The organism is Vibrio sp. A37, from assembly GCF_059777565.1.
Genome location: NZ_JBLNLI010000002.1, coordinates 121829 through 145079 on the forward strand (window position 1 = coordinate 121829; position 23251 = coordinate 145079).

Genomic DNA, 23251 nt, shown 5'->3' on the forward strand with positions numbered 1-23251 from the left:
ATCAATTTAAATTAAACGTATAAATTAGTTAATTATTTTTAACTATCTAATATAAAACCACCCCCGATATTTAAAAGAATCAATTCTAAATTATGTGTCATTATGGCAGTTGAACATGAATATAAGCTGAATGATGCTAGTCGGTGTACGCTTTGTGCAAGTACATTGGCAAGTAGATCTAACAACCATCAATACCTAGCAAAGCGTTACCATCAAAGGCGCGTTTTTCTCGCTCTAGCTGGGTACAGTTTTGTTCTATTTTAAATGTTGCTGCTTTTTTGTCTGGCTAGCGTAATCATGAACTTAGTCAAAATGAATACCGTATTTTTTCGCTGATCCTCCATTCGAATTTTAAATAACTTATTGATTAATATAACTTAAGACTGGGTGGAATATATTACTATACCCGGCAGAATAATTGTCTGTTCTATTAGTGTGGCAAATATTATTTCCCACAATATCAAAATTGTTTATTTACGTACGAAGTACCATTTATTCATTCACTAGATTGAGGAGAAATTAACGAGCGATATGGATTATCGCGATATTTATCGATGGAGCAAATAATGAAACACTCGCTTAAGTGCGGAATACTCGCTATTCCCTTCGCGTTTGCTATGCAGCATGCTAGCGCTGAAGTCATTCCCGAACTAACCGTAAATATAACTGGCCCATCCAATAACTTAGCGGCTTTGGTTGACGTTAAACCTGTGGCATTAAATCAAGGCAATCAAGTGACGATTTCCAATGTTACGACTAACAATGGGTCCGTCACGGTTGAGTCTTGGGATCGAACCTCTAGTGTTGCATGTTCAATCGATGACGATAATAGAGTCGATATTGAGATTTTAAGTTTTAGTCAGGTAGTTTGTGTTGAAGGTGATGGCTCGACAGATAACTCGCCTGGCGAAGGCGGAGAAGAAACGAATGGCAATAGTTGCGAAGTCGCTGATTGGGATGGAAGTGGTATCAGGTATCAAGCTGGCGATATCGTCAGTTACGAAGGCACTAACTATAAACTCCTTAGCGATCATGTTTCAGTTTATAACTGGTATCCAAGTATCGTGTGGAGTATTTACCAGCCAACAACAGATACATGCTCCGGCTCATCTTCTGGAGAAGGTGGGGGTACAACCGATGAAAATAATTCTTCTGCTAGTGAAACCACTGAGGTTATTTCCCAGCTAACAGTTAACTTTAATGAGGCTTCAGCATACGCTTCAGCTTTAATTGACGAAAAAGCTGTAGCCAATACGAACGGGCTACCTACTACCGTGAATAATGTGACGGTTACCGATGGCTTTGTAAATTTGGAAGATTGGCAAAGAACAGGTAGAGAACAGTGTAAAGTGATTTCTAACGCTATCACTATTGAGATATTAAGTTATTCCGAAGCGGTGTGCGTTGAAGTCGAAGATCCTGATAGCGACAGTGATGGTATTTTGGATTCGATAGATCAATGTCCAGATACTGTTGCAGGAACGGATGTTGATGTTAACGGATGTCCTGTGAATGATAGTGACGGTGATGGTGTATTAAATAGTGTCGATCAGTGCCCAGATACAGCATACGGACGTCTCGTCGATGAAACGGGTTGTCCAACGGCAGACACTGGCAAAAAGGTGATTGGGTATTATGAAAGCTGGGCCCAATGGCGCACAAACTTAGCCGACGGATATCGAAGTATGATGGTGCCTGCAGATATCGACCCAACCATACTGACCCATATTAACTTCGCATTCTTGTCCTTTGGCTTCGAAATATTTGACTTCGACGAAAATGGGGTCGCTCTTCGGAAGAACCCTCACAATACAGGTGATTACAGAATTAAAGTTTGGGAAGACAATGACATTGCCCGCATAGATGAGATGAAAGCGCTTAAGCAACAGAATCCAAACCTGAAAATTATCATTGCTCTAGGAGGTTGGAACTTTAACTTGCCAGCGGCGGATGCAGCAACTTCAGAATATATTTATAGCGATAAAACCAATTACCTATTTAGCGATATGATTGCAGACGTTGGCGTTGCCCACTATCAAGGTGATGAGAACTTCACGGCTGTTTCTTGTACTGGCTTACAAGTGTCAGGCAATGATTGTATTGCTTTAACGGATGATGAAGGTAACCCGACCACGTCACGAGCTCAATTTATTGACTCTGCTATCCAGTTCCTTCGAGAGCATGAGTTAGATGGTATTGACTTGGATTGGGAGTATCCTGGAGTGTTAACTCGTGGCGGAACTTGTGAAGATTTTGATAACTATCATGACTTCCTTATGGAGTTCCGTGCTGCCATTGATTTAGAAGCGACTCAAACTGGGCAAAATCCTCTGCTTCTCACTATTGCAACAGGTGCTGCCGTCCCAAGCAATATGTGTGCGGACTACGCGGATGAAGAAAGCCTATTTAAAGCTTATGCCCAGCTACAAACTTATGTTGATTGGATTGGCATGATGACTTATGACTTCTATGGAAATTGGACCGGTGTTACTGGGCCAAACACTCCCCCATATGCCGTAATCAATCCGAATACTAACCAAGAAATTAACCAAGGTTTTAACGTTGAAGCTACGATTAATCGTTACATTAGCGCCGGTATCGATCCGAGTAAGCTAATATTGGGAATGGCGACTTACGGTCGCAACATGAGTGGTGTTATTTTCAATGGGACTGGGACAAACGACGGGACAGGCTCAGGGCTCAGTGCTCCGGGCACAGGTTTCGCTGGTGAATCGACGGGAGAATATGGACTATCCACCTATTTTGAGATTCAGTCGTTGCTTAACTCTGGCTACACATCCACTTATGACGAAGATACGCTAACGCCGTATTTATACCACATCGATAAACAACATTGGGTTGGTTATGATAATGAGGAGTCATTGGATGTTAAATGTCAAATGGTGAAAGAAAGAGATCTAGCGGGTGGAATGCTCTGGTCTATTACTAACGATGATCACCAAGGAACATATAGCGACCACACGTTCCCACTGATCCGCTCGGTATACAGTTGCCTCAGAGGGGAGTAGTCCTATCGAGTGGTCTTAATCTAAAAACAAAAAAGCGCTCAGTATTATTTGAGCGCTTTTAATCTTTAATTTTCGAACTTTAGAGAACGCCAGCGATGCCTGCGCAAAGTGGTTCCATATTCTCGCGTGTCATGCCCGCTACACTTATACGACCTGAGCCAACGATATATATCGCAAACTCTTCTTTCAGGCGTTGGACTTGTTCCTTAGATAGTCCTGAGAAAGAGAACATGCCGTTTTGATGTTCGATGAAACTAAAGTCTGCGGTTACGCCTCTTTCTTTCAGAGTGGCAACAAACAGCTTACGCATGTCATGGATACGGCTTCTCATTTCCGCAACTTCCGCTTCCCATTCTGCGCGAAGTGTTGCGTCGTTTAGAATATGAGTCACGATAGCACTGCCGTGAGCTGGTGGGTTGGAGTAAATAGAGCGGATAATCGTTTTGACTTGTGAGAACGCGGTCGCTGAAATATCTTCTGATTTAGAGACAAGCGTAAATGCACCTACGCGCTCATTGTATAAGCCAAAGTTTTTCGAAAATGAGCTAGCAACTAGCAGCTCTTCGTTATATTTGGCAAAAATACGCAGGCCAACTGCATCTTCTTCAACACCTTGCGCAAAGCCTTGGTATGCAAAATCAAACAGAGGTAATAAGCCTTTCTCAGCAGCAAGCTTAGCTAATGTTTCCCATTCTTGTTCTGTTGGGTCAATCCCTGTTGGGTTATGACAGCAACCGTGCAGCAACACAATGTCGCCAGCCGAAGCATTGTTAAGATCAGCAACCATTGCGTCGAAGTCTTTCGCTTTCGTTTCAGCGTTGTAATAGGTGTATTGCTTTGTTTCGAGCCCTGCAGAAGTAAATACACTGACATGGTTCGCCCAAGTAGGGTTGCTTATCCAAACCTTAACGTCACCAATTTGTCTTTTTATGAACTCTCCAGCAACACGAAGTGCACCTGTTCCACCAGGTGCTTGAGCAGTTTTTGCTCGCTTTTGAGCAACTACGTCTGAATCTGCACCAAACAGTAGTTTTTGTACTGCTAAGCCGTACTCTGGAGTGCCTTCAATGGTCAAATAAGACTTAGTTTTTTCGGTGGCTAGAATCGCTTCTTCTGCTTTTTTTACTGTTTTAAGAACAGGAGTTACACCGTCCTCGTTCTTGAAAACGCCAACACCTAGGTTGATTTTGTTGTCGCGAGAGTCTTTCTTAAACTCTTCATTTAGGCCAAGAATTGGATCAGCAGGAGCGGCAAGGATTTTTTCAAACATAGTCTGGGTCCATTTAGATTGAAGGTAGTAGTTGTATTTGCAACGAGTATTTATACCTCTCAAAGAGAGGTGTGACAACCACTTAATAATAAGTGAGGTGTGGAAAGTAACTCATGTTATGTTTAGCAACTCAGAAAGCTTCATTCTATCAAAATGTAAGTTGGCACATGAGTTGAGTAAACTTACGCTATTTCTTCGTGAGCTTCTTCATCTTGATGTTTTGCTGCGATTTCGACGAACGTATGTTCAATGGATAAGAAAGCGTCAACGACTTTAGGATCGAAGTGACTCCCCGATCCTTCTAAGATGATTGATTTGGCTTTCTCATGACTAAATGCAGGCTTATAAACGCGTTTGGAAATGAGTGCATCATACACATCTGCAAGCGCCATCAGTCGTCCAGAAAGCGGAATGTCTTCTCCAGAGAGTTGGTTGGGGTAACCGCTTCCATCCCACTTTTCATGGTGGGTAAGAGATATCTCTTTTGCAACGCGTAAAAATGAGCTGCTGCCTAACTGTTTTTCTGCAGTAGATAAGGCTTCGGCACCAATTTGCGGATGACGTTTCATTATTTCAAATTCGTCATTGGTTAATTTTGCGGGTTTTAGTAACACGTTATCCGGAATACCAACTTTACCGATGTCATGTAATGGAGCGGACTTGTGCAACAACTCAATATACTGTGGAGTAAGCAGGGCGCTGTACTTATCAAATTGACTTAGGTGGAGTGCAAGCGCTTTAACGTATTCTTGAGTCCTTAAAATATGGGCTCCCGTCTCATTATCTCGCGATTCTGCCAACGCTGAGAGGCTTACAATCGCCACATCGCGGGTTGTTTGTAGTTCATTGTGCGCTGACTCGAGGCTGTTTAACATTTTGTTAGTCAGGGCGGCGACTGAACCAAGCTCATCATGATTGTGGACATGCAATCGCTGACTCATGTCGCCTTGAGTAATTTTCACCAATGTAGACTCGTGAGAATGTAATACTTTTTTCATCAAGCGACTCCACAAATACATGATGGTTAGGGCGTAACTTGAGAGGATGGCTGATATATAAATAAACTCTTTGATGATGCTGATTTTGCCAGACCCATCGGCAATTCGCTCTGGATTCATTTCTAACCACATTAGATCTTTAATAGAGACCATGATAAGAATGAGCGTCAGTGTGGTGATTAACATCACGATGAGAACAATGAGTTGTTTCACCATTGAGCTCCTTTGCTCTTCAATATAGTATCTGTTCTGAATAGAAGCTGATTTTGAGTCAAAGCTTGTCAACTTGGAGGTCAGTTGCAAGATGGTTCCTGTAAAAAAACCAAACAAGGTCATACCAAATATAACTTTGAGGTTGCTATCTAAAGGGAAGCTAAAGTGAAGGTTATAAAATAGCGCAAGAGGGATACTCGCGATAAAAAATAGGGTGGTATCGAGTTGGGCAATTTTTTGCTCTTTTAGTAAAGAGTGGTTGTTGAGTAGAAAGTGACGAAATAAAAACAGACAGCCAAAGGTGACCGCGACATGAAACAGTATTTGGTTAGCAGACAAAGTATCGAGCATTGGACATACTGTACTTCCGTAATAACCGAATAATAAACCAGCAACAAGATAAAGTTGAAACGTCAGTTTCGCGTTGTAATGATTGATATCCATATGCTGTCTCTGCTCCCTCTTTATCACTTAGTGATATTAGTTGCTATGCAACAGTATTTAATGGTTAAGTGTAGTTTAGACAAAGACCGCTTAAATTGAGATTCTATTTCATATGCAGTACTTAGATTGTGCAACTCATCAAGCCAATATCTTAATCTTGACAAGATTCGTTACCTTAAATAGGTGAGACTGAAAGATTTTATCTAGCGTGCCTCTCGTTCGATGGCATGAACATACTTCCAAAAGACACTGACGCTTTTACCGTTTTTATAATGATCAGCAAATCCTTTTGCTATGTTGAAAATATAGTCCTGCTTTGTCGGCTTTTCGTGTGATTTTCTTGCTTTTTAGCGTGTTAATATCGTTTTAGTTAAATATATACTCTCTTTTTAACTTCCAAGGCGCTGTTTAACGACCTGTTCGCAAATATCTATATTTTTGATGTCTTTTGGCACAATGAGAACAGTGTCGTTGCCACCCACAGTGCCTAATATTTCGCTGTGAGGATCAGTATCAATTAGTCTGGCAATCAATTGCGCACTACCTGGGTGCGTTTTAACAATAACTGTGGACTGGTTATGAGTAATAAACTCGATTTGAGAAGAAATAGATGAACTGGTTCGTACAGAGGTACTTTCAACCGTCATGCAATACACTTTTTTGCCGCTCGAATTGTGTACTTTGTTAATGCCTAGCTGACACAATAGACGAGATACCGTTGATTGGCTTAACCCTTTAAAACCAATCTCAACCAGTTTTTCACGCAACTCTTTTTGTGTCGAAAAGCTTTGCTGCTGGAGCAACCTCTTACATGCACTAGACAAAGTTTTATCTTCAATTGTTACTTGGTTGCTGTCAGTAATATTATTTTGCGAGGGTAAGCTATTTTTATTTGACGTCATTGAACATATATCCTTAAAGTTTGACCACTATCAAAATTCACGTAGTGGAATGATCGCATTGCGCTTGTAGGCTGCATTAGCGTTTTGCTCTATATCCAAGGATATCATTAGGCAAATATTCCAACGATGAGAGAGATCATCACTTTCAAAAATTGCTGGTACCATACTGGATTTTTTGCTGAAGGAGCGCTGCTTAGAGTGCATTAGGGCGATTAGTTTTTGGCCATTGAGTTGTGTAGAGGTGAGAACTAGGCGTTATATTTAAGGTTCGATTTCAAGGCTTTTTAAAAGCTTTAGAAATCGAACCGAGCTTATACCTATATGACGTTCAGCATTGGAAGTGGATGGTTACTTATGCTCGGTAACAACATCTCTCGAGAAGACTTTTTCACAGTAATGGCACTTCAGTACGGCTTTCTCTTGTTTTAGTTTCACACTAAATTGGCTTTCAACTGGTTCTCCATGAGAAATACAATTACTGTTCGGGCATTCAAATACGCTCTTAATACTGTCGGGAAGAGTGACAGTAAGTTTATTGACGACAGCATACTCTTCGATTTGGTTGACGGTTGCTTGCGGGGCATAGAGAGCAAGTTGATTCGCTTGCTCTGTACTAAGGTAAATGTTTTCTATCTTAATGATATCTTTATGTCCTAAAGCCATAGAAGGTAAGTTCAAACCAATCGTGATGCGTTCATCCGCATTGTGCATGTCAAACAGCTTTAATATCTTGATGCCGACATTCGCTGGGATATGGTCAATAACGCTACCATTTCGAATCGCTTCAACTTGGAGCTTTGTTTCCTTAATCATGGTCGATCCTTATATTTATAGGTTGTCATTTAAAACCAAGGCTAAAAGTGCTTCACGTGCATACACGCCATTTTCTGCTTGTTCGAAGTAATAGGCGAAAGGTGTGTTGTCTACATCAGTTGTGATTTCATCTATGCGAGGTAAAGGGTGCAATACCTTCAAGTTGTTTCGGGCATTTTTTAGAATATCGGCGGAAAGAATGAATGCTGACTTCAAGTGGGCATACTCTGATTCGTCAAAACGTTCTCGTTGAACACGCGTCATGTACAGAATATCGAGCTCAGGGACGACATCTTCGATAGAAGAGTGCAAACTGTATTGAATATCGGCTTCGTTCAACTCTTCGCAGATATAGTTAGGCATTGCCAAAGCTTCAGGCGCGATAAAGAAAAAGCGATTGTTATCAAACTTTGCCAGAGCTTGCGTCAGAGAGTGTACTGTTCGGCCGTATTTTAAGTCGCCAACCAGTGCGATGTTGAGATTGTCGAGTGTTCCTTGGGTTTCGTAGATAGAAAATAAGTCGAGTAACGTTTGGGTCGGATGCTGATTGGCACCATCACCGCCATTTATAATCGGAACACCGTTAGAAAACTCGGAGGCTAAACGTGCCGCTCCTTCCTTTGGGTGACGCATAACAAATGCATCAATATACGAGGAAATCACTTGCACAGAGTCGGCGAGTGTTTCACCTTTTTTTGCAAGTGACGTATTGCCTCCATTGTCGAAACCAATCACAGTGCCACCTAAACGTTGGATCGCGGTTTCGAATGATAATCGGGTTCGAGTAGAGGGTTCAAAGAAGCAACTTGCTACCACTTTATCTTTCAGCAAGGTTGGATTAGGTTCTGACTTTAGTCGTGTAGCGGTATAGATTATCTGCTCAAGTTCTGGTCGACTGAGCTCAGGGATAGAAATGATGTGCTTGTTATATAGTGAATGCGCCATAATGGTCTTTCCTTAGATACTTCAAAAAAGCCTTCTAGGTAAGGGTGAATAACCTTACTTTCGGATAAGCTAAGCCGCTCTTTACACGTCTGTCGGTGTTAAAAAGCGGCAGGCAAAAATATTTAAGTCAACTTAGCTACCTAAAGTGGCAACCATCACCGCCTTAATTGTGTGCATTCTGTTTTCAGCTTCGTCAAAAACAATGGAGTGATCGGATTCAAAGACCTCTTCTGTCACTTCAAGACCAGCCATGCCGTATTTTTCTGCTACTTCTTTACCCACACTGGTTTCGTCATTGTGGAAGGCAGGAAGGCAGTGCATGAATTTTACATTAGGGTTACCTGTCGCTTTAATCATGTCTAAGTTAACCTGATATGGCGTCATCAACTTAACTCGTTCATCCCAAGCTTCTTTTGATTCCCCCATTGATACCCATACATCGGTATATAGGAAATCACACCCTTGAACCCCTTCGGAAACATCTTCGGTTAGTGTTATTTTCGCTCCGGTTTTCTCTGCGATGTTACGACATTGGGCTAATAAATTATCGTCTGGCCAAAATTGTTTTGGTGATACTAGTCGGATCTCCATGCCCATTTTAGCGGCGCCAACCATTAATGAGTTGCCCATGTTGTTACGAGCATCACCGAGATATGCAAACTTTATCTCACTTAATTGTTTGCCTTCACTGTGCTCCATTATGGTCAGGAAGTCTGCCAAAATCTGTGTTGGATGAAACTCGTCGGTTAATCCGTTCCAAACAGGGACGCCAGCGTGAGCACCTAACTCTTCAACGATGTTTTGGCCGAATCCGCGATATTCAATACCATCATACATACGTCCAAGCACTCGAGCCGTATCCTTCATTGATTCCTTGTGACCGATTTGAGAGCCTGATGGGCCTAAGTATGAGACTTTCGCCCCTTGGTCATACGCTGCTACCTCAAATGCACAACGTGTACGGGTTGAAGATTTCTCAAAAATTAATGCGATATTTTTGCCCACTAAGCGTGGTTGTTCGTATCCGTTGTATTTTGCTTTTTTCAGCTCCGCTGAAAGTTCTAACAGGTGTTGAATTTCACGTGGGGTAAAATCTAATAGTTTTAAGAAGTTGCGGTTACGTAGATTGAAAGCCATTGTGTAATCCTTCTTTTTGTTTTCGTGCTTTTTGTTGCACCATAAAAGAGTAAAAGTCTTCAGATAAATTGTTATTCGTTTGGTTATCTGAACAAATCAGTGAGTGTGTGAGTCTTTAGTAATATTGGTTCCCGCTTCACCGCGTAGAATTTGTAGGCCATCTTTTAGTGCGCCAATACCCACTAACTCCCCACCTTGTTTAATAAACTCACATGAAGCGCTAATTTTCGGGCCCATAGAACCTTCATCAAACTTCATTTGAGACAGCTTGTCTGGTGTCGTGTGTCTCAACGCGTGTTGGGTTGGTTCACCCCAATCTTGATAAACGGCATCGGCATCTGTCAGGATAAGTAGCGCGTCTGCCTTGAGTTGTTTCGCCAAATAAGCCGCAGACATGTCTTTGTCAATAACGGCTTCTATGCCAATCAACTTACTGTTTTCTTTTATGACGGGAATGCCACCACCACCTGCACAAATGACTAAATGATCTTCTTTGATCAGTTTAGTGATGGCCTCATGCTCAATGATGCCAGTTGGTTGAGGGCTAGGAACAACGCGTCGAAAATGCTTGCCATCTGGCTTGACCGTCCAGTGATATTTTTCGGCCAATTGTCGAGCTTCGGCTTCAGTGTATATCGGGCCGATAGGTTTAGTTGGGTTGTCAAATGCGGGATCGGTTGGGTCTACGTTCATTTGAGTGAGCATGCAAGAGATTTGACGCTCAGGCATTTGGTTTTTGAACTCCTGCATTAGCATGTATCCAATCATGCCTTGGGTTTCACTACCAAGCACGTCTAGAGGGTACGGTGTCACTTTTTTGTATTCAAGGCCCTGTAATGCAAGTAAGCCAACTTGAGGCCCATTGCCATGCACAAGAACAACATTGTATTCCTGAGCGATCTCAGATACGGTTTTTACCGCTAATTCTATATTACGACGTTGAACGTCTGCTTCTAGTGGCTCACCTCGACGTAAAAGCGCATTTCCACCGAGCGCAACAACAACAGTTTTCTTAGTCATATCTGTTTCTCTCATTGGTGGTTGAGGACAAATCCTCAACTTTTTTGTCAAGTTACGTTAAATATCATCTCGTTCGATAGGACAGCTCATGCATCGAGCACCGCCACGTCCACGGCCTAATTCGTCACCGGGGATGGGTAGTACAGTGATTCCGGCTTTGTCATATTTTTCGTTTGTACAACTATTTCGCTCGTATCCCACTACGACACCAGGTTTGACGGTCAACACGTTATTGGCGTCATTCCATTGTTCGCGTTCAGCTTCAAAGCTGTCGCCACCTGTGGTGATTAAGTTGAGCTTATCGACGTGAAGTGCTTTCTCAATTGTGTGGATATAGCTTCTTTGTTCAGCTGCTTTGACTCCACCGCTGCCGTTGCTGACTAGACGCCAACACTTCACGTCATCTGGAATGACGTTTGGATAGATGGAGAAGGTATCTTTTCTCATGTGTGTCATTACAGTGTCTAAATGCATGCATGACCGATCTTTTGGTAGCTCTAAAGCGATGACTTGCTTAGCTTGGTCGTGCTTAAATAGATTGGAAGCGAGATGTTCGACTCCTTGCGGTGTCGTGCGCTCTGACATACCAATCAATACGGCTCCATTGCCGATAACAAGTACGTCGCCACCTTCAATGGTGGAGCGGTCATACGTATAATTCTCATCGCCGTAATATTTGACGAAGTCTTGTTCAGAAAAAGCCGGGTGCCAACGATAAATTGCTCGTAGATGATTGGTTTCTCTTTGTCTCGCTACCTTCGCCATTGGGTTAATTGAAACACCGCCGTAAACCCAGCAAGAGGTGTCTCGGGTAAATAGGTGGTTAGGTAGCGGCTCTATAATGAAATCTGTCGGCTTATGCATTGCCTGTATCATGGCGGAAGATTTAAATGGCATTTCACAGTATGCCAAGCCACCAGTTAGGATTTTCGCAACAGTCTCATTAGGTAGGTCTCCCAAATAGCAGCGCACATCGTTCGCAAAAGTAGCGCCAAACCGGTAGTCCGAGATTTGCGTGTTAAGAAGCCAATTCTTCGCTTCAGGGATGGCAAGAGTTTCTGTTAAAAGGTTCGTTAGTAATAGTACTTCAACACCTTGCTCTCTGAGTGTTTGGGTAAATGCATCATGTTCTTGGCCAGCGCGATCGACAGCAAGCACATCATCGAACAGCAAATCGCGGCAATTTGAAGGCGTTAAGTGAGTGAGGGCTCGCCTTGGTCGATGAACTAATACTCGACGCAATTGACCTATTTCGGAACCAACATAGAACTTACTCATTTTTAAATCTCTCTTATTCGTTAAATTTTATTTAATAATTTGGAATGAATAATGTTGGGCTTATAAATAATAAGCGTTAGTGACTTCTGATTTGAAAGTCATAATACGCTGAGAGCTGCTTATTTCTTGAATGTTAGTCACAAAATTAATCTTATTTGAATATTGGTAATCGGTTTTAATACTGGTTGTATTTTAGTCTTTGACAATTTATTCAATTTTTACGGGATTTTATATCGTAAATTATTAGAGATAATAGATAATATGGAATATAGTGAGATAGTATTCATATTAGCTCTAGAGTGAGAATAATACGCTGAATGAAACCTGGCCTAACTAGTTGTAGGTAAATAGGTGCTACCATAGAAGAATGGAAGCTTATTAGGTTTTGTTGTTATTTAAATTATTGAATTTTATTGGTTATTTCATTTAACTTAAGTAAGTATTGGGTATGGTGGTGATCTATTACACCCTAATTAAATTGATTTTTGTCAATAAAAGTTCATTTATTTTTATTCTTGTTTGTTGAATATTATTCTTCTGAAATCTTAACTTTAGGTCGGTTAGCTATTGATCGATGGTATAGTTTATAATTAAAAAATACGTGAATAAGAATATTTATCCATACAAACTGATTTAATTATTTTTATGGTGTTAGTCTTTTATCTGTGGCAGGTTTGAATTTGTGATTTGGAACTATGTTACCATCAAATATAGAAAATAGAATATAGCGAATAAGATACCAATATTCGTGATTTTTAAATTAATATTATAAATCTAGAATTTGCTATTTCAGACTTTTTAAAATTTTAGAATTAGTAAAGCCCAAGGATATCATCATGACAAGCCAAACTTTACCCAATGAGCACAAGAAGAAACGGTTCTTTGCGAACCTGAAATTTCCGTCCGCTTATACAATTTTGTTTATCCTTATCGCAGTGGTCGCAGCCCTTACTTGGGTTGTACCTGCGGGGCAATACGATAGGGTGATGAATAGTACCTTGGGGCAGGAAGTCCCTGTTTCTGGAACTTACAAACAAGTAGCTAGCCATCCTCAAGGGATTATCGATGTTTTCCTTGCTCCTATTGATGGTTTTTATGACCATACTACATATAAAGCTGGTGCAATTGATGTATCACTGTTTGTTTTAATTATCGGTGGGTTTTTAGGTACTGTAGGAAAAACGGGTGCTATTGACGCTGGAATTGAACGAGTAACCGCACGTTTGAAAGGCAGAGAAGAGCTCATGATACCCATCTTAATGGCACTTTTTGCTGCAGGTGGAACGATATATGGTATGGCGGAAGAATCTTTACCATTCTATTCGCTGCTGGTGCCAGTCATGATTGCTGCTCGGTTTGATCCTCTTGTTGCTGCAGCAACAGTTTTGCTGGGGGCAGGCATTGGATGTTTAGGCTCCACCATCAATCCATTTGCGACCGTGATAGCTGCAAACGCTGCGTCTATACCTTTTACCAACGGTATTTGGCTAAGGTTAGCTATATTGATCATAGGTTGGGTGATATGTGTAACTTACGTTATGCGCTACGCCAAAATGGTCAGGCAAGATCAAAGCAAATCCATAGTCTATGACAAATATGAAGAGAATAAAGCTCATTTCCTAGGTAAAAACGGAGATGAATCGCTGGAGTTTACAACAACACGCAAACTGATCCTTTATATCTTCGGTGGATCTTTCGCGGTGATGATTTACGGAGTGGCGGTTGCAGGGTGGTGGATGGCTAAAATATCTGCTCTGTTTCTTGCGGCTGCTATCGTTGTGGGCTTCGTTGCGAGAATGAGTGAAGAAGAGTTTATCGATAGTTTTATTGAGGGCTCTAGAGACTTGTTAGGTGTCGCACTCATCATTGGCATCGCTAGGGGAATCGTCGTCGTAATGGATCATGGCATGATTACAGACACTATCCTACATTCAGCAGAAACCACAATCAGCGGCTTGTCTTCCGTTATATTTATCAACGTAATGTACTTTCTAGAAATTTTATTGTCTTTCTTAGTACCTTCTACTTCAGGGCTTGCTGTATTGACTATGCCCATTTTAGCGCCTCTTGCCGACTTTGCTGGAGTAGGTAGAGAGTTAGTAGTGACGGCTTATCAATCGGCTTCAGGGATAGTTAACCTTATTACTCCAACCTCTGCGGTTGTTATGGGTGGGCTTGCCATTGCTCACGTTCCTTATGTGCGATGGATTAAATGGGTAATGCCATTAATTGGCATTTTGGTTGTCTTTAATATTATTGCGCTCAGCATTGGTGCGATTCTTTAAGGTGCATTTATTAACTGAAAAAATCCCTCGCGGTTGCGAGGGATTATTGTCAATGGAGACTTCCAGAACTGAAGTCTTCACATGCGTTTGCAAAAGTGCTTAGAAATTAGCGCTTCTTGGTACACGTGGGAATGGAATCACATCACGTACGTTTGCCATGCCTGTCACATAAGACACTAAACGCTCAAAACCTAAACCGAAACCTGCGTGTGGAACAGTGCCGTAGCGACGTAAGTCGCGGTACCAGTCCATGTGCTCCGGGTCGATACCAATTTCACGCATACGTGCATCTAATATATCTAGGCGCTCTTCACGTTGTGAGCCACCGATGATTTCGCCGATACCCGGTGCCAGAACGTCCATTGCAGCGACAGTTTTACCATCGTCATTCAGACGCATATAGAACGCTTTAATATCTTTTGGATAGTTTTTAACGATAACAGGAGCTTGGAAATGCTCTTCAGCTAAGTAGCGCTCATGCTCGGATGACAGGTCGATACCCCATTCAACTGGGAATTCAAACTCGCGACCAGAAGCAAGAAGGATTTCGATAGCGTCAGTGTAGTCGACCTGAGCAAAGTCGGAATCTACAAATTTCTCTAAACGAGTGATGGCTTCTTTGTTGATTCGCTGCGCGAAGAACTCTAAGTCGTCACGACGCTCTTCCAACACCGCTTTGAAAACATACTTCAGCATATCTTCAGAAAGTTTGGCTACATCGTCTAAGTCAGCGAAGGCAACTTCAGGCTCAACCATCCAAAACTCGGCTAGGTGGCGGCTTGTATTTGAGTTCTCTGCACGGAACGTTGGGCCAAATGTGTAGACTTTGCTCAGCGCACAAGCGTAAGCTTCAGCGTTCAACTGCCCTGATACCGTCAAGAATGTTTCTTTGCCGAAGAAGTCCTCGTTGAAATCAACATTGCCTTTATCGTCGAGTGGTAGGTTGGCCATGTCTAGCGTAGAGACGCGGAACATTTCACCTGCCCCCTCAGCGTCAGCAGCGGTAATAAGCGGAGCTGACATCCAATAGTACCCTTGTTCATGATAGAAGCGGTGGATGGCTTGCGACAAACAGTTACGAACACGGGCCACGGCACCAATGACATTTGTGCGTGGGCGTAGGTGCGCTACTTCACGAAGGTATTCGATAGAGTGGCGTGTTTTTGCCATTGGGTAAGTATCGGCATCTTCAACCCAACCAACTACTTTTACATTTGTAGCAGCTAGCTCATAGTCTTGGCCTTTCGCTGGAGATTCGACGATAGTGCCAGTTACCTCAACAGAGCAGCCCGTCGTTAGCTTTAGGACTTCATCGTTGTAATTATTTAAATTATTAGGGACCACGGCCTGAATCGGGTCGAAACAAGAGCCGTCGTAAATGGCAAGGAAAGAGATTCCAGCTTTGGAATCACGACGTGAACGGATCCAGCCGCGGACAGTTACTTCACTGTCTACTGCGAGCTTACCGCTTAGTACGTCAGTTACAGGCGCGTAAGTCATAATTTATTATTTTCTCCATTAAGAGGGATAAATGACATAACGTCTCAAGCAAAATGAGCCGTTAGTAGGTCGAAATCTTTCGATCAAAGCACATATTACCTGTCATATTGCTAGCTTCAACCTTTAATTACGCTTAAATGCTGAAATAGACATCATTGTGCCTTTTTCTTGAGTTGAATGAGGCTATTTTCAGCGAAAACATAAGCGCTATTTAGCATAAAGTGATTGTGAAGCGAGGAGAAAATTGCGTTTTGAAAGCTTGACTGCACTAACTATATGAATCTTGGTTGATAATGAATAAAATTAATTGTTAGAAAACTTTCGCCTAAACTTGTCACCAAGGGCGATATTCCTTAGTATTGCGTGTCTTTTTTTGAGCCTGAGTAAAATGATGAAAACAGAATTGTATAAAGACTTTATGTTTGAAGCAGCGCACCATCTTCCAAACGTACCGGAAGGGCATAAGTGTGGGCGCTTGCATGGACATTCTTTTCTGGTTCGAGTTTACGTAGAAGGTGAAGTAGACCCGCATACAGGCTGGGTTATCGATTTTGCTGAAATCAAAGAAGCGTTTAAGCCAATTTATAGCCAATTAGATCACTACTATCTAAATGAAATCGAAGGGCTGGAAAACCCGACCAGTGAAGTTATTGCAAAGTGGATTTGGAAGCGTCTTAAGCCAGGTTTGCCACTGCTAAGTAAAATTGAGATCAAGGAAACTTGTACTGCTGGATGTGTTTATCGTGGCGAATAAACATAGTTGATCCCCTTTACTTACTAGGCCTAGCACTCGACTAGGCTTGGTCCAGTTATTATTGTTATCCTCCAACCAACTGTGATTTAATTCGCTCTACTTATTTTTCAGACTTCAAGGTTTCCTTTTGAATCGTTCCCCATTCCAAACTGGAGTTTTCGCTACTATTCCTCTATTAACTGGGATGATACCTTTTGGCCTTGTTACAGGCATGGCAAACATTCAAGCAGGAATGTCACCTGTTGTTGCCCAGACATCTTCGTTATTAATGTTTGCGGGCGCCTCTCAAATTGCCGCTGCTGCACTTATTGCCAAGCATACACCAGCGATTATTGTGGTCTTCACAATATTGATCATTAACTTTCGTTTTGTCATGTATAGTGCTTCACTTTCCCAGCACAAAATGGAGTTGTCTCCGTGGCAGAGAGTTTGCGGAGCATGTCTATTGGTCGATCAATCATACGCATTAGCACATATTCATTTTGATAGTGTTCGGTTAAATGGGCGAGAAAAAGCGCTGTTTTATCTAGGAGCAGGCTTTACAGCCTGGCTTTGTTGGCAAATATCAACAGGATTAGGGATTTATTTTGGTCAAGTTGTACCAGCTGCTTGGCGATTAGATTTTGCAGTACCACTGTGCTTTCTTGCACTATTGATCCCGGCACTAAAGAATTGGCCAACCATAGTTGCTGCCCTTACCGGAGCTCTATTATCGGTTGCATGTTATTCACTGCCTTATAATATCGGGCTATTTATTGCGGCTATTGGTGGGGTAGGAGCAGGTTATGCTTGTAGTCGATTTCGCTCCGAAAAGCAGTAGGAAGTAGAAAGTGAGTCAAACAGAAATATTGCTCATCATTGCATTCGGTGCTTTGGGCACATTCGTTTTTCGTTATTCTTTTTTTTGGTTGTCTAATCGTTATGCTATGCCTGAACGATTGCTGGAAGTCTTAAAGTACGTACCACCTGCAGTACTTGCCGCCTTGGTTGCACCTGCAATTATTCATCCAGCAATGGTTTCTGGTAATTGGAGCAACCCTCAATTACTTGCGGGTGTTGCTGCGTCAATCGCAGCGTGGCGCTGGCGAAATGTATTTATTACCTTAATTGCGGGTATGGGAACGTTGTGGTTACTCTACTGGCTTGGGTTGTAGTTATTGGAAACTTCATCTATATCATAATTCCTGTATGACACTTGATGAAATATAACGATGACTTTATAAGGTATTAACCTTTCATTAAAAGAATATAAGTTTCGGCTTTATATTCTAAATCTTTATTACGTCATATCTCGTTGTAATATTTAAATATTTGTATTGGTAGTGTTTAATTGTTAAATAATTAGTTGTCATAGGTTTAATATTCTGTTCGAATAGCCGAAATTTAATTTCGACACTCACTGAGATATACATGTCTATATTTTCTCGTATAGCCCTTCTTGCGGTTGTATTTATTGATTTAATAGGTCAAGGCTTAGTATTTCCTATCATTAATGAATTGATTATGTCTACTCACCTTGACTTTTTACCTGCTGCAACTTCGCAAGCAGAACGCCATTTCTATTATGGTCTATGTATAGGAATTTTCTTTCTTGCTTGGTTTTTTGGTGCGATATACATAGCTAAGCTCTCCGATAGTATTGGCCGTAAAAAGGGTATTATCATTTGCTTGTTTGGTGCGCTCATTGGGTATTTACTTACGATCTTATCGCTATTTATGAATAGCCTATGGCTCCTTGTCTTAGGGCGCGCAATTAGTGGATTTACTGCAGGAAACCAACCGATCGCTCAAGCTGCAATGATTGACGCAAGTAAAAGCGAGCAAGAGAAAGCAAAGAATATGGGTTTGGTTGTCGCTGGAATTAGTGCAGGTATGGTCGCTGGGCCGATAATTGGTGCGCTGTTCTCTGACTCAACAATATTGGGTCACTACGCAAGCCTTAAGTTACCGTTCTATATTGCCACTTTATTAGTTGTTGCCACTATTTTGCTTATACAACGTTTCTATTTTGATACTAAAACGCCGACTCATAGCGTGAAAATCCGAATTTCTGATGTGTTTACTCAGCTGCTACACATTCGCCACAAGCCAGTCGTCGCGAGGTTGTTTGTTGCTTATTTCGCTTTCATGGTCGCGAACAACGCTTTCTTTGTCTTTATGACCAACTATATGACAAGTCGTTTTCATGTTGGTCTTTTCGGAACTAACTTGGAAATGGTGATACTTGGACTGGCGCTGGCGGGATCAAGTATTTTCTTAGTTGGGCCTGTTTTAAAACGTTATGAAAAAATAAAAGTGGTATCTGTTGTCACCTTCATCATGGCGCTCAGCACTTTAGGCTTTATTGCCAGTCCTGATCCTATGTATTGTTACGTCTTTATAGCTTTGTTCTATCTAAGCTTTGGTGTCGCATATCCAGCCATTCTAAATTTATTCTCCGGTAGTGTGAATGATGATGAGCAGGGCTGGGTTATGGGAGTGACCACAGCAGGCTTTACGTTGGCAGCAGGAATGTCTTCGATGGTTGGTGGAGCTTTAATGGCAATAAGCCTAAATGTTCCATTTTATATCACTGCAGGTGCCGCGTTATTAGCACTGTTACTGATTCAATCTACTTGGCGTATAAAAGAAATAAAACAAATCGCTAAAGCTTAGTAGGCTCGAAATGCTGTAGTGGATACAATTTTATATAAAACAATTTAAACTAATTTCGTCAACTAAATGTAATTTTAAAGCCAGATAAGGTAGTTCTTGTCTGGCTTTATCAATGATAGGAATAAATATATAACTAACAATTTGCCACTCGATACGTATAGTGTTTACGGTATCCGTACCTTTTATTTTTTCGGAATAAATAAAGGTAATTATAGCGATTAACCGTTTACTTATTAGCTTAAAGATTTGTAGGCTTAATGATTTATGATAAAACGAGTGACAATAATAATGTTAGCATTCTTATTATATGGATGTGCTAGCATACCAAGAAATGCAGAGACCAAAGTAAAAAGTGTTGATACACCAAACCTAAATCAAGCCACACAAGTTGTCTTTGGTGGGGCGATATTGACTGAGCATTCTCAAGCTGAAGAGCGTTATCTTTTGGTAGAAAAGTATGTAGATGGATTTTATTACCAAATTCGTAAAGGAAGCTACCCCATGTTGGGGCAAGACAAACAAGGTAGTCGCTACTTTTCTACCACTTCTAATGATGGTGGTTACGTTAGTGGACTCATTAATGATTCTGTAGCATTGAAAGTTCGAAGCAAGCACAAAGGTATCTGTATTGTTCGACACCAAGACTTGCAGTTTATGGTGTCAATGGGTTTAGAGGCTTATTGTTACAACGACGCAAGCTACAAGTTAGTCACGAAAGTGCACAACGCTAACCCTAGTGTAACAAAGACGCTGAAATATAACGGCTCTCAAGGAAACACTATTTTCCTTTCCTACTTTGAGTTAAATGGAGCAAAGCCTGTCGTTGATAGTATGAAGTTTGATATGAATAAATCTCATATTGTTAACTACAAAGGCGCTAAGATCGAAGTGACTAAATTTACTCATTCATCGCTGAGTTATAAAGTATTAAAATATTTTGACGATGGAGTAGATGTAAACTAATTATCTGATATTAAATAATAAATATGCCCGATGTTGCTATCGGGCATTGAAGTGAAATCTATCTAACAGACAATTTTAACTGCTAAACCACCTTGCGAAGTTTCCCGGTATTTAGCATTCATATCTTTACCTGTCTCCAACATCGTCTCAATGACTTTATCTAATGAAACGGTTGGCGTTGAAGAGCGGCGCATTGCCATACGCGTCGAATTAATCGCTTTCACGGCGGCAATGCCATTGCGTTCAATACAAGGAACTTGAACCAAGCCTGCGACAGGGTCGCAAGTTAATCCAAGGTTGTGTTCCATCGCAATCTCTGCAGCCATACAAACTTGCTCAGGGTTTGCGCCCATAAGTTCGGCTAAACCGGCAGCAGCCATTGAGCAGGCCACACCAACTTCTCCTTGGCAACCCACTTCGGCGCCAGATATGGAAGCATTTCTCTTGTACAAGCCCCCAATTGCCCCAGAAGCAGCAAAGTAACGGATGTAGTCTTTCTCTGTGACTGGATGGATAAACTTATCATAGTAAGCTAAAACCGCTGGAATGATTCCACAAGCACCGTTGGTTGGAGCGGTGACAACTCGCCCTCCGGCAGCATTCTCTTCGTTGACTGCAAATGCAAACATATTAACCCAATCAACCACAGACATAGGGTCATTGCTGGTCTTCTCAGAGGTAATGAGCTGGCGACGAAGTGCAAACGCTCTTCTTGGTACTCGTAACGGCCCAGGAAGAAGTCCTTCAGTGTTCATGCCTCTTTCCATGCACTCTTGCATGGTTTGCCAAATCTTAGCGAAAGCGTCTTTAGACTCTTGCTCTGAGGAAAGTACTTTTTGGTTTTCCATCACTAAGGCACTGACAGATAATCCATTTTCGTTACATAACGTGACAAGTTGCTCTGCACTGGTGAATTCAAACGGGACTTCAGTTTTGAGTTTAGACTCTTGGCCAAAGCTTTCCTCATCAACAATAAACCCACCGCCAATGGAGTAATAAGTTTTTGAGTAGAGCAACTCTTCACCGCTCCATGCATGAACCTGCATTCCATTTTCATGCAGTTCTAAGTTGTGTTGATGAAATGTCATACCGTCATTTTTCGGAAAGCTCACTTCATGCTGAGTGCTACCAATAGGAAGGATTTCGGTTTCTTCTACTCGCTTAACGAAATTTGGGATGGAATCTATTTCTATCGTTTCCGGTTCGTTTCCTGCAAGTCCCATAATTATGGCGATATCCGTATGGTGGCCTTTACCTGTCAGAGAGAGTGAGCCATATACGTCTACTGTGACCTTCGTTGTTTGTTTTAACTTATCTTGGGCAACGAGATCGTCCACAAATTGTTTACCAGCTTTCATTGGTCCGACGGTATGTGAACTAGAAGGGCCAACACCAATCTTATAGATGTCGAAAACGCTGATCATATTGAATTCCTCAATAGTTCGCCTCCAGAGTAGGGTAGGAGGTGATTTTTTATAGTTTTAATTGTATTACCTTATTTCACCTGAAGATGCGTTAGGAGTTGTTTGAATCACATCTTCAGGTTGAGTCGCCAAAGGCAGATGAATTTAGAGCGCACCATATATAACAGAGGTCATTGCTGCAATGCCACAAATAGCTGTAAATATTTGAGCTTTAGTGGAAGTTTTGTATTTTTGCATAGCCGGAACCTTGCGCATTGCAAAAATAGGCATTAGGAAAAGTATTGCTGCAATCATTGGCGCACCCATACTTTCGATCATTCCTAGGATACTTGGGTTGGCGATAGCAACAATCCATGTGGTGATCACAATAAACGCCAAAGAGATCTTTTCTACTTTTGACTTTGAAGCTTTTAATTGTGATTTGATTAATCCAGATAGGCCTTCATGTGCACCTAAAAAGTGCCCAAAGTAACTAGACGTAATCGCGGCAAATGCAACCAGTGGCCCACAGTAAGAGATGATCGGAGCGGAATGCGTATTCGCTAAGTAAGACAAAATTGAAATATTTTCGCTACTCGCAATATCAAGTTGGGCTGGTGACAGTGAAAGCACGACTGAGAAGACAAAGAACATGACAAACGCCATCAACATCAGTGACGCGCCACCAGTGATCATATCTGTTTTTTCTACCGCTTTGTCTCCGTATATTCTGTGTTGTTCTTTAGAGAATTGGCTAATAATTGGGCTGTGGTTAAATGAGAACACAATAAGAGGAATGGCTAGCCAGATGACAGAAGGGAACGTAGACCAATCTGGTGTGACTTCTACCATTGAAGTATTCCAATCTGGTATTAAATATATTGATAGTGCCAGTAATATAAATACTAGTGGATATACCATAGCCGATGTTACTTTTAGCATTAACTCTTTACCATACACAACACAGCCAGTCATTGTAGCGATAAGAACTCCAGACAGTAGCCAGCGAGGAATTGAGGTTATTCCCATTTGGTGTACCAGAAATGAATCTACGGTATTAGTGATCCCCACACCGTAGATAAGTACAATCGGATAAATTGCAAAAAAATATGCAAGCGTAATGATATTCGCACCAGTTTTACCAAAATGTTCTTCTACCGCATCAGTAATGTCCGCTTCTGAGTTTTTTGCTGAGAGCACAAACCGTGCTAAGCCTTTGTGAGCAAGCCAAGTCATCGGTGCTGCAATAAGTGCTAAAACGACTAGAGGCCAAAAGCCACCTGCGCCTGCTTTAATAGGCAGGAAGAGAACTCCCGCTCCAACCGCCGTACCGAATAGAGATAAACACCAAGTGAAATCGTGATAAGTCCATTTTGAAGAAGCTCGGCTACTGGCGACTGAAGCATTTGCTGTGGTCATAGTTTGATACCCGTAATATTGTTTGTGATTAATTGACGGCAGATTCTTGCAATATAATTTGCAAAAAAAATTGATCAAAACCTTGTATCTTCGTAATTGACAATACGAACTTTAAAAACTCGGCTTTTTATCACGAAATAGCGATAGAATAAATGATTATTAGTAATGATGATGATTAGAAATTCTAATTACTCTTGATTATTAAACAGATTTCAATTTGAGG

18 protein-coding genes are annotated in these 23251 nt (G+C 41.5%); 7 read left to right on the forward strand and 11 right to left on the reverse strand.

The features are described from left to right. Positions 1-566 precede the first annotated feature (566 nt). On the forward strand, positions 567-3029 hold the full coding sequence (locus ACM2FC_RS04255; protein ID WP_498479614.1) for a glycosyl hydrolase family 18 protein: 2463 nt from the start codon (positions 567-569) through the stop codon (positions 3027-3029). A 79-nt stretch (positions 3030-3108) separates the two neighbouring features. Here ACM2FC_RS04255 and ACM2FC_RS04260 read toward each other — a convergent pair whose 3' ends face one another. The 8 genes from ACM2FC_RS04260 to arcA all read right to left on the reverse strand — a co-directional run bounded on the left by ACM2FC_RS04260 (position 3109) and on the right by arcA (position 12049). Further along, a complete protein-coding gene (locus ACM2FC_RS04260) occupies positions 3109-4299 on the reverse strand; it encodes an amino acid aminotransferase (RefSeq protein ID WP_498479615.1) in 1191 nt (396 codons plus the stop codon). Between the two features lie 182 nt (positions 4300-4481). Continuing rightward, entirely contained in the window at positions 4482-5954 is a 1473-nt protein-coding gene (locus ACM2FC_RS04265; protein ID WP_498479616.1) for an HD domain-containing phosphohydrolase, read from the reverse strand. Between the two features lie 389 nt (positions 5955-6343). After that, positions 6344-6856 (reverse strand): arginine repressor, encoded by a 513-nt coding sequence (locus ACM2FC_RS04270; RefSeq protein ID WP_498479617.1) that lies wholly within the window; start codon positions 6854-6856, stop codon positions 6344-6346. Positions 6857-7204: 348 nt separating this feature from the next. Further along, entirely contained in the window at positions 7205-7669 is a 465-nt protein-coding gene (pyrI, locus tag ACM2FC_RS04275) for an aspartate carbamoyltransferase regulatory subunit (RefSeq protein WP_498479618.1), read from the reverse strand. Between the two features lie 15 nt (positions 7670-7684). After that, entirely contained in the window at positions 7685-8614 is a 930-nt protein-coding gene (pyrB, locus tag ACM2FC_RS04280; protein WP_498479619.1) for an aspartate carbamoyltransferase, read from the reverse strand. Between the two features lie 132 nt (positions 8615-8746). Then, positions 8747-9751: an ornithine carbamoyltransferase gene (gene argF, locus ACM2FC_RS04285; protein ID WP_498479620.1), complete on the reverse strand. Its 1005-nt coding sequence runs from the start codon at positions 9749-9751 to the stop codon at positions 8747-8749. Positions 9752-9847: 96 nt separating this feature from the next. After that, positions 9848-10771 carry a carbamate kinase gene (gene arcC, locus ACM2FC_RS04290; protein ID WP_498479621.1) on the reverse strand — a complete coding sequence of 308 codons (924 nt, stop codon included), beginning with the start codon at positions 10769-10771 and terminating at the stop codon, positions 9848-9850. 57 nt (positions 10772-10828) lie between these two features. Next, positions 10829-12049, reverse strand: a complete 1221-nt coding sequence (arcA, locus tag ACM2FC_RS04295) for an arginine deiminase (protein WP_498479622.1) — start codon at positions 12047-12049, stop codon at positions 10829-10831. A gap of 836 nt (positions 12050-12885) precedes the next feature. Here arcA and ACM2FC_RS04300 point away from each other — a divergent pair. Then, on the forward strand, positions 12886-14334 hold the full coding sequence (locus tag ACM2FC_RS04300; protein WP_498479623.1) for a YfcC family protein: 1449 nt from the start codon (positions 12886-12888) through the stop codon (positions 14332-14334). 99 nt (positions 14335-14433) lie between these two features. Here the strand turns inward: ACM2FC_RS04300 and asnS are convergent, their stop codons facing one another. After that, positions 14434-15834 carry an asparagine--tRNA ligase gene (gene asnS, locus ACM2FC_RS04305; RefSeq protein WP_498479624.1) on the reverse strand — a complete coding sequence of 467 codons (1401 nt, stop codon included), beginning with the start codon at positions 15832-15834 and terminating at the stop codon, positions 14434-14436. A 391-nt stretch (positions 15835-16225) separates the two neighbouring features. On the opposite strand from asnS, the gene queD reads away from it, so the two are divergent. The 5 genes from queD (at position 16226) to ACM2FC_RS04330 (ending at position 20206) form a co-directional block, all read left to right on the forward strand. Next, the gene (gene queD / locus ACM2FC_RS04310) at positions 16226-16588 is read left to right on the forward strand and encodes a 6-carboxytetrahydropterin synthase QueD (RefSeq protein WP_498479971.1); all 363 of its coding nucleotides are present in this window, start codon (positions 16226-16228) and stop codon (positions 16586-16588) included. Between the two features lie 127 nt (positions 16589-16715). After that, positions 16716-17408 carry an AzlC family ABC transporter permease gene (locus tag ACM2FC_RS04315; protein ID WP_498479625.1) on the forward strand — a complete coding sequence of 231 codons (693 nt, stop codon included), beginning with the start codon at positions 16716-16718 and terminating at the stop codon, positions 17406-17408. A 10-nt stretch (positions 17409-17418) separates the two neighbouring features. Continuing rightward, on the forward strand, positions 17419-17742 hold the full coding sequence (locus ACM2FC_RS04320; protein WP_498479626.1) for an AzlD domain-containing protein: 324 nt from the start codon (positions 17419-17421) through the stop codon (positions 17740-17742). A 256-nt stretch (positions 17743-17998) separates the two neighbouring features. Continuing rightward, positions 17999-19243 carry an MFS transporter gene (locus ACM2FC_RS04325; RefSeq protein ID WP_498479627.1) on the forward strand — a complete coding sequence of 415 codons (1245 nt, stop codon included), beginning with the start codon at positions 17999-18001 and terminating at the stop codon, positions 19241-19243. A 288-nt stretch (positions 19244-19531) separates the two neighbouring features. Further along, positions 19532-20206 (forward strand): hypothetical protein, encoded by a 675-nt coding sequence (locus tag ACM2FC_RS04330; protein WP_498479628.1) that lies wholly within the window; start codon positions 19532-19534, stop codon positions 20204-20206. A 62-nt stretch (positions 20207-20268) separates the two neighbouring features. Here the strand turns inward: ACM2FC_RS04330 and ACM2FC_RS04335 are convergent, their stop codons facing one another. Next, positions 20269-21630, reverse strand: a complete 1362-nt coding sequence (locus ACM2FC_RS04335) for an L-serine ammonia-lyase (protein WP_498479629.1) — start codon at positions 21628-21630, stop codon at positions 20269-20271. Positions 21631-21774: 144 nt separating this feature from the next. Further along, positions 21775-23028 (reverse strand): aromatic amino acid transport family protein, encoded by a 1254-nt coding sequence (locus ACM2FC_RS04340; RefSeq protein WP_498479630.1) that lies wholly within the window; start codon positions 23026-23028, stop codon positions 21775-21777. Between the last annotated feature and the right edge of the window lie 223 nt (positions 23029-23251).

Bases quoted from the DNA above. Each gene is read 5' to 3' on its own strand.
- pyrI (WP_498479618.1), bottom strand. From the start codon at position 7,669: ATGATTAAGGAAACAAAGCTCCAAGTTGAAGCGATTCGAAATGGTAGC.
- ACM2FC_RS04255 (WP_498479614.1), top strand. From the start codon at position 567: ATGAAACACTCGCTTAAGTGCGGAATACTCGCTATTCCCTTCGCGTTT.
- queD (WP_498479971.1), top strand. From the start codon at position 16,226: ATGAAAACAGAATTGTATAAAGACTTTATGTTTGAAGCAGCGCACCAT.
- argF (WP_498479620.1), bottom strand. From the start codon at position 9,751: ATGGCTTTCAATCTACGTAACCGCAACTTCTTAAAACTATTAGATTTT.
- ACM2FC_RS04265 (WP_498479616.1), bottom strand. From the start codon at position 5,954: ATGGATATCAATCATTACAACGCGAAACTGACGTTTCAACTTTATCTT.
- ACM2FC_RS04270 (WP_498479617.1), bottom strand. From the start codon at position 6,856: ATGACGTCAAATAAAAATAGCTTACCCTCGCAAAATAATATTACTGAC.
- ACM2FC_RS04335 (WP_498479629.1), bottom strand. From the start codon at position 21,630: ATGATCAGCGTTTTCGACATCTATAAGATTGGTGTTGGCCCTTCTAGT.
- arcA (WP_498479622.1), bottom strand. From the start codon at position 12,049: ATGAGTAAGTTCTATGTTGGTTCCGAAATAGGTCAATTGCGTCGAGTA.
- pyrB (WP_498479619.1), bottom strand. From the start codon at position 8,614: ATGGCGCATTCACTATATAACAAGCACATCATTTCTATCCCTGAGCTC.
- ACM2FC_RS04300 (WP_498479623.1), top strand. From the start codon at position 12,886: ATGACAAGCCAAACTTTACCCAATGAGCACAAGAAGAAACGGTTCTTT.
- ACM2FC_RS04260 (WP_498479615.1), bottom strand. From the start codon at position 4,299: ATGTTTGAAAAAATCCTTGCCGCTCCTGCTGATCCAATTCTTGGCCTA.
- ACM2FC_RS04330 (WP_498479628.1), top strand. From the start codon at position 19,532: ATGTTAGCATTCTTATTATATGGATGTGCTAGCATACCAAGAAATGCA.
- arcC (WP_498479621.1), bottom strand. From the start codon at position 10,771: ATGACTAAGAAAACTGTTGTTGTTGCGCTCGGTGGAAATGCGCTTTTA.
- ACM2FC_RS04340 (WP_498479630.1), bottom strand. From the start codon at position 23,028: ATGACCACAGCAAATGCTTCAGTCGCCAGTAGCCGAGCTTCTTCAAAA.
- ACM2FC_RS04325 (WP_498479627.1), top strand. From the start codon at position 17,999: ATGTCTATATTTTCTCGTATAGCCCTTCTTGCGGTTGTATTTATTGAT.
- asnS (WP_498479624.1), bottom strand. From the start codon at position 15,834: ATGACTTACGCGCCTGTAACTGACGTACTAAGCGGTAAGCTCGCAGTA.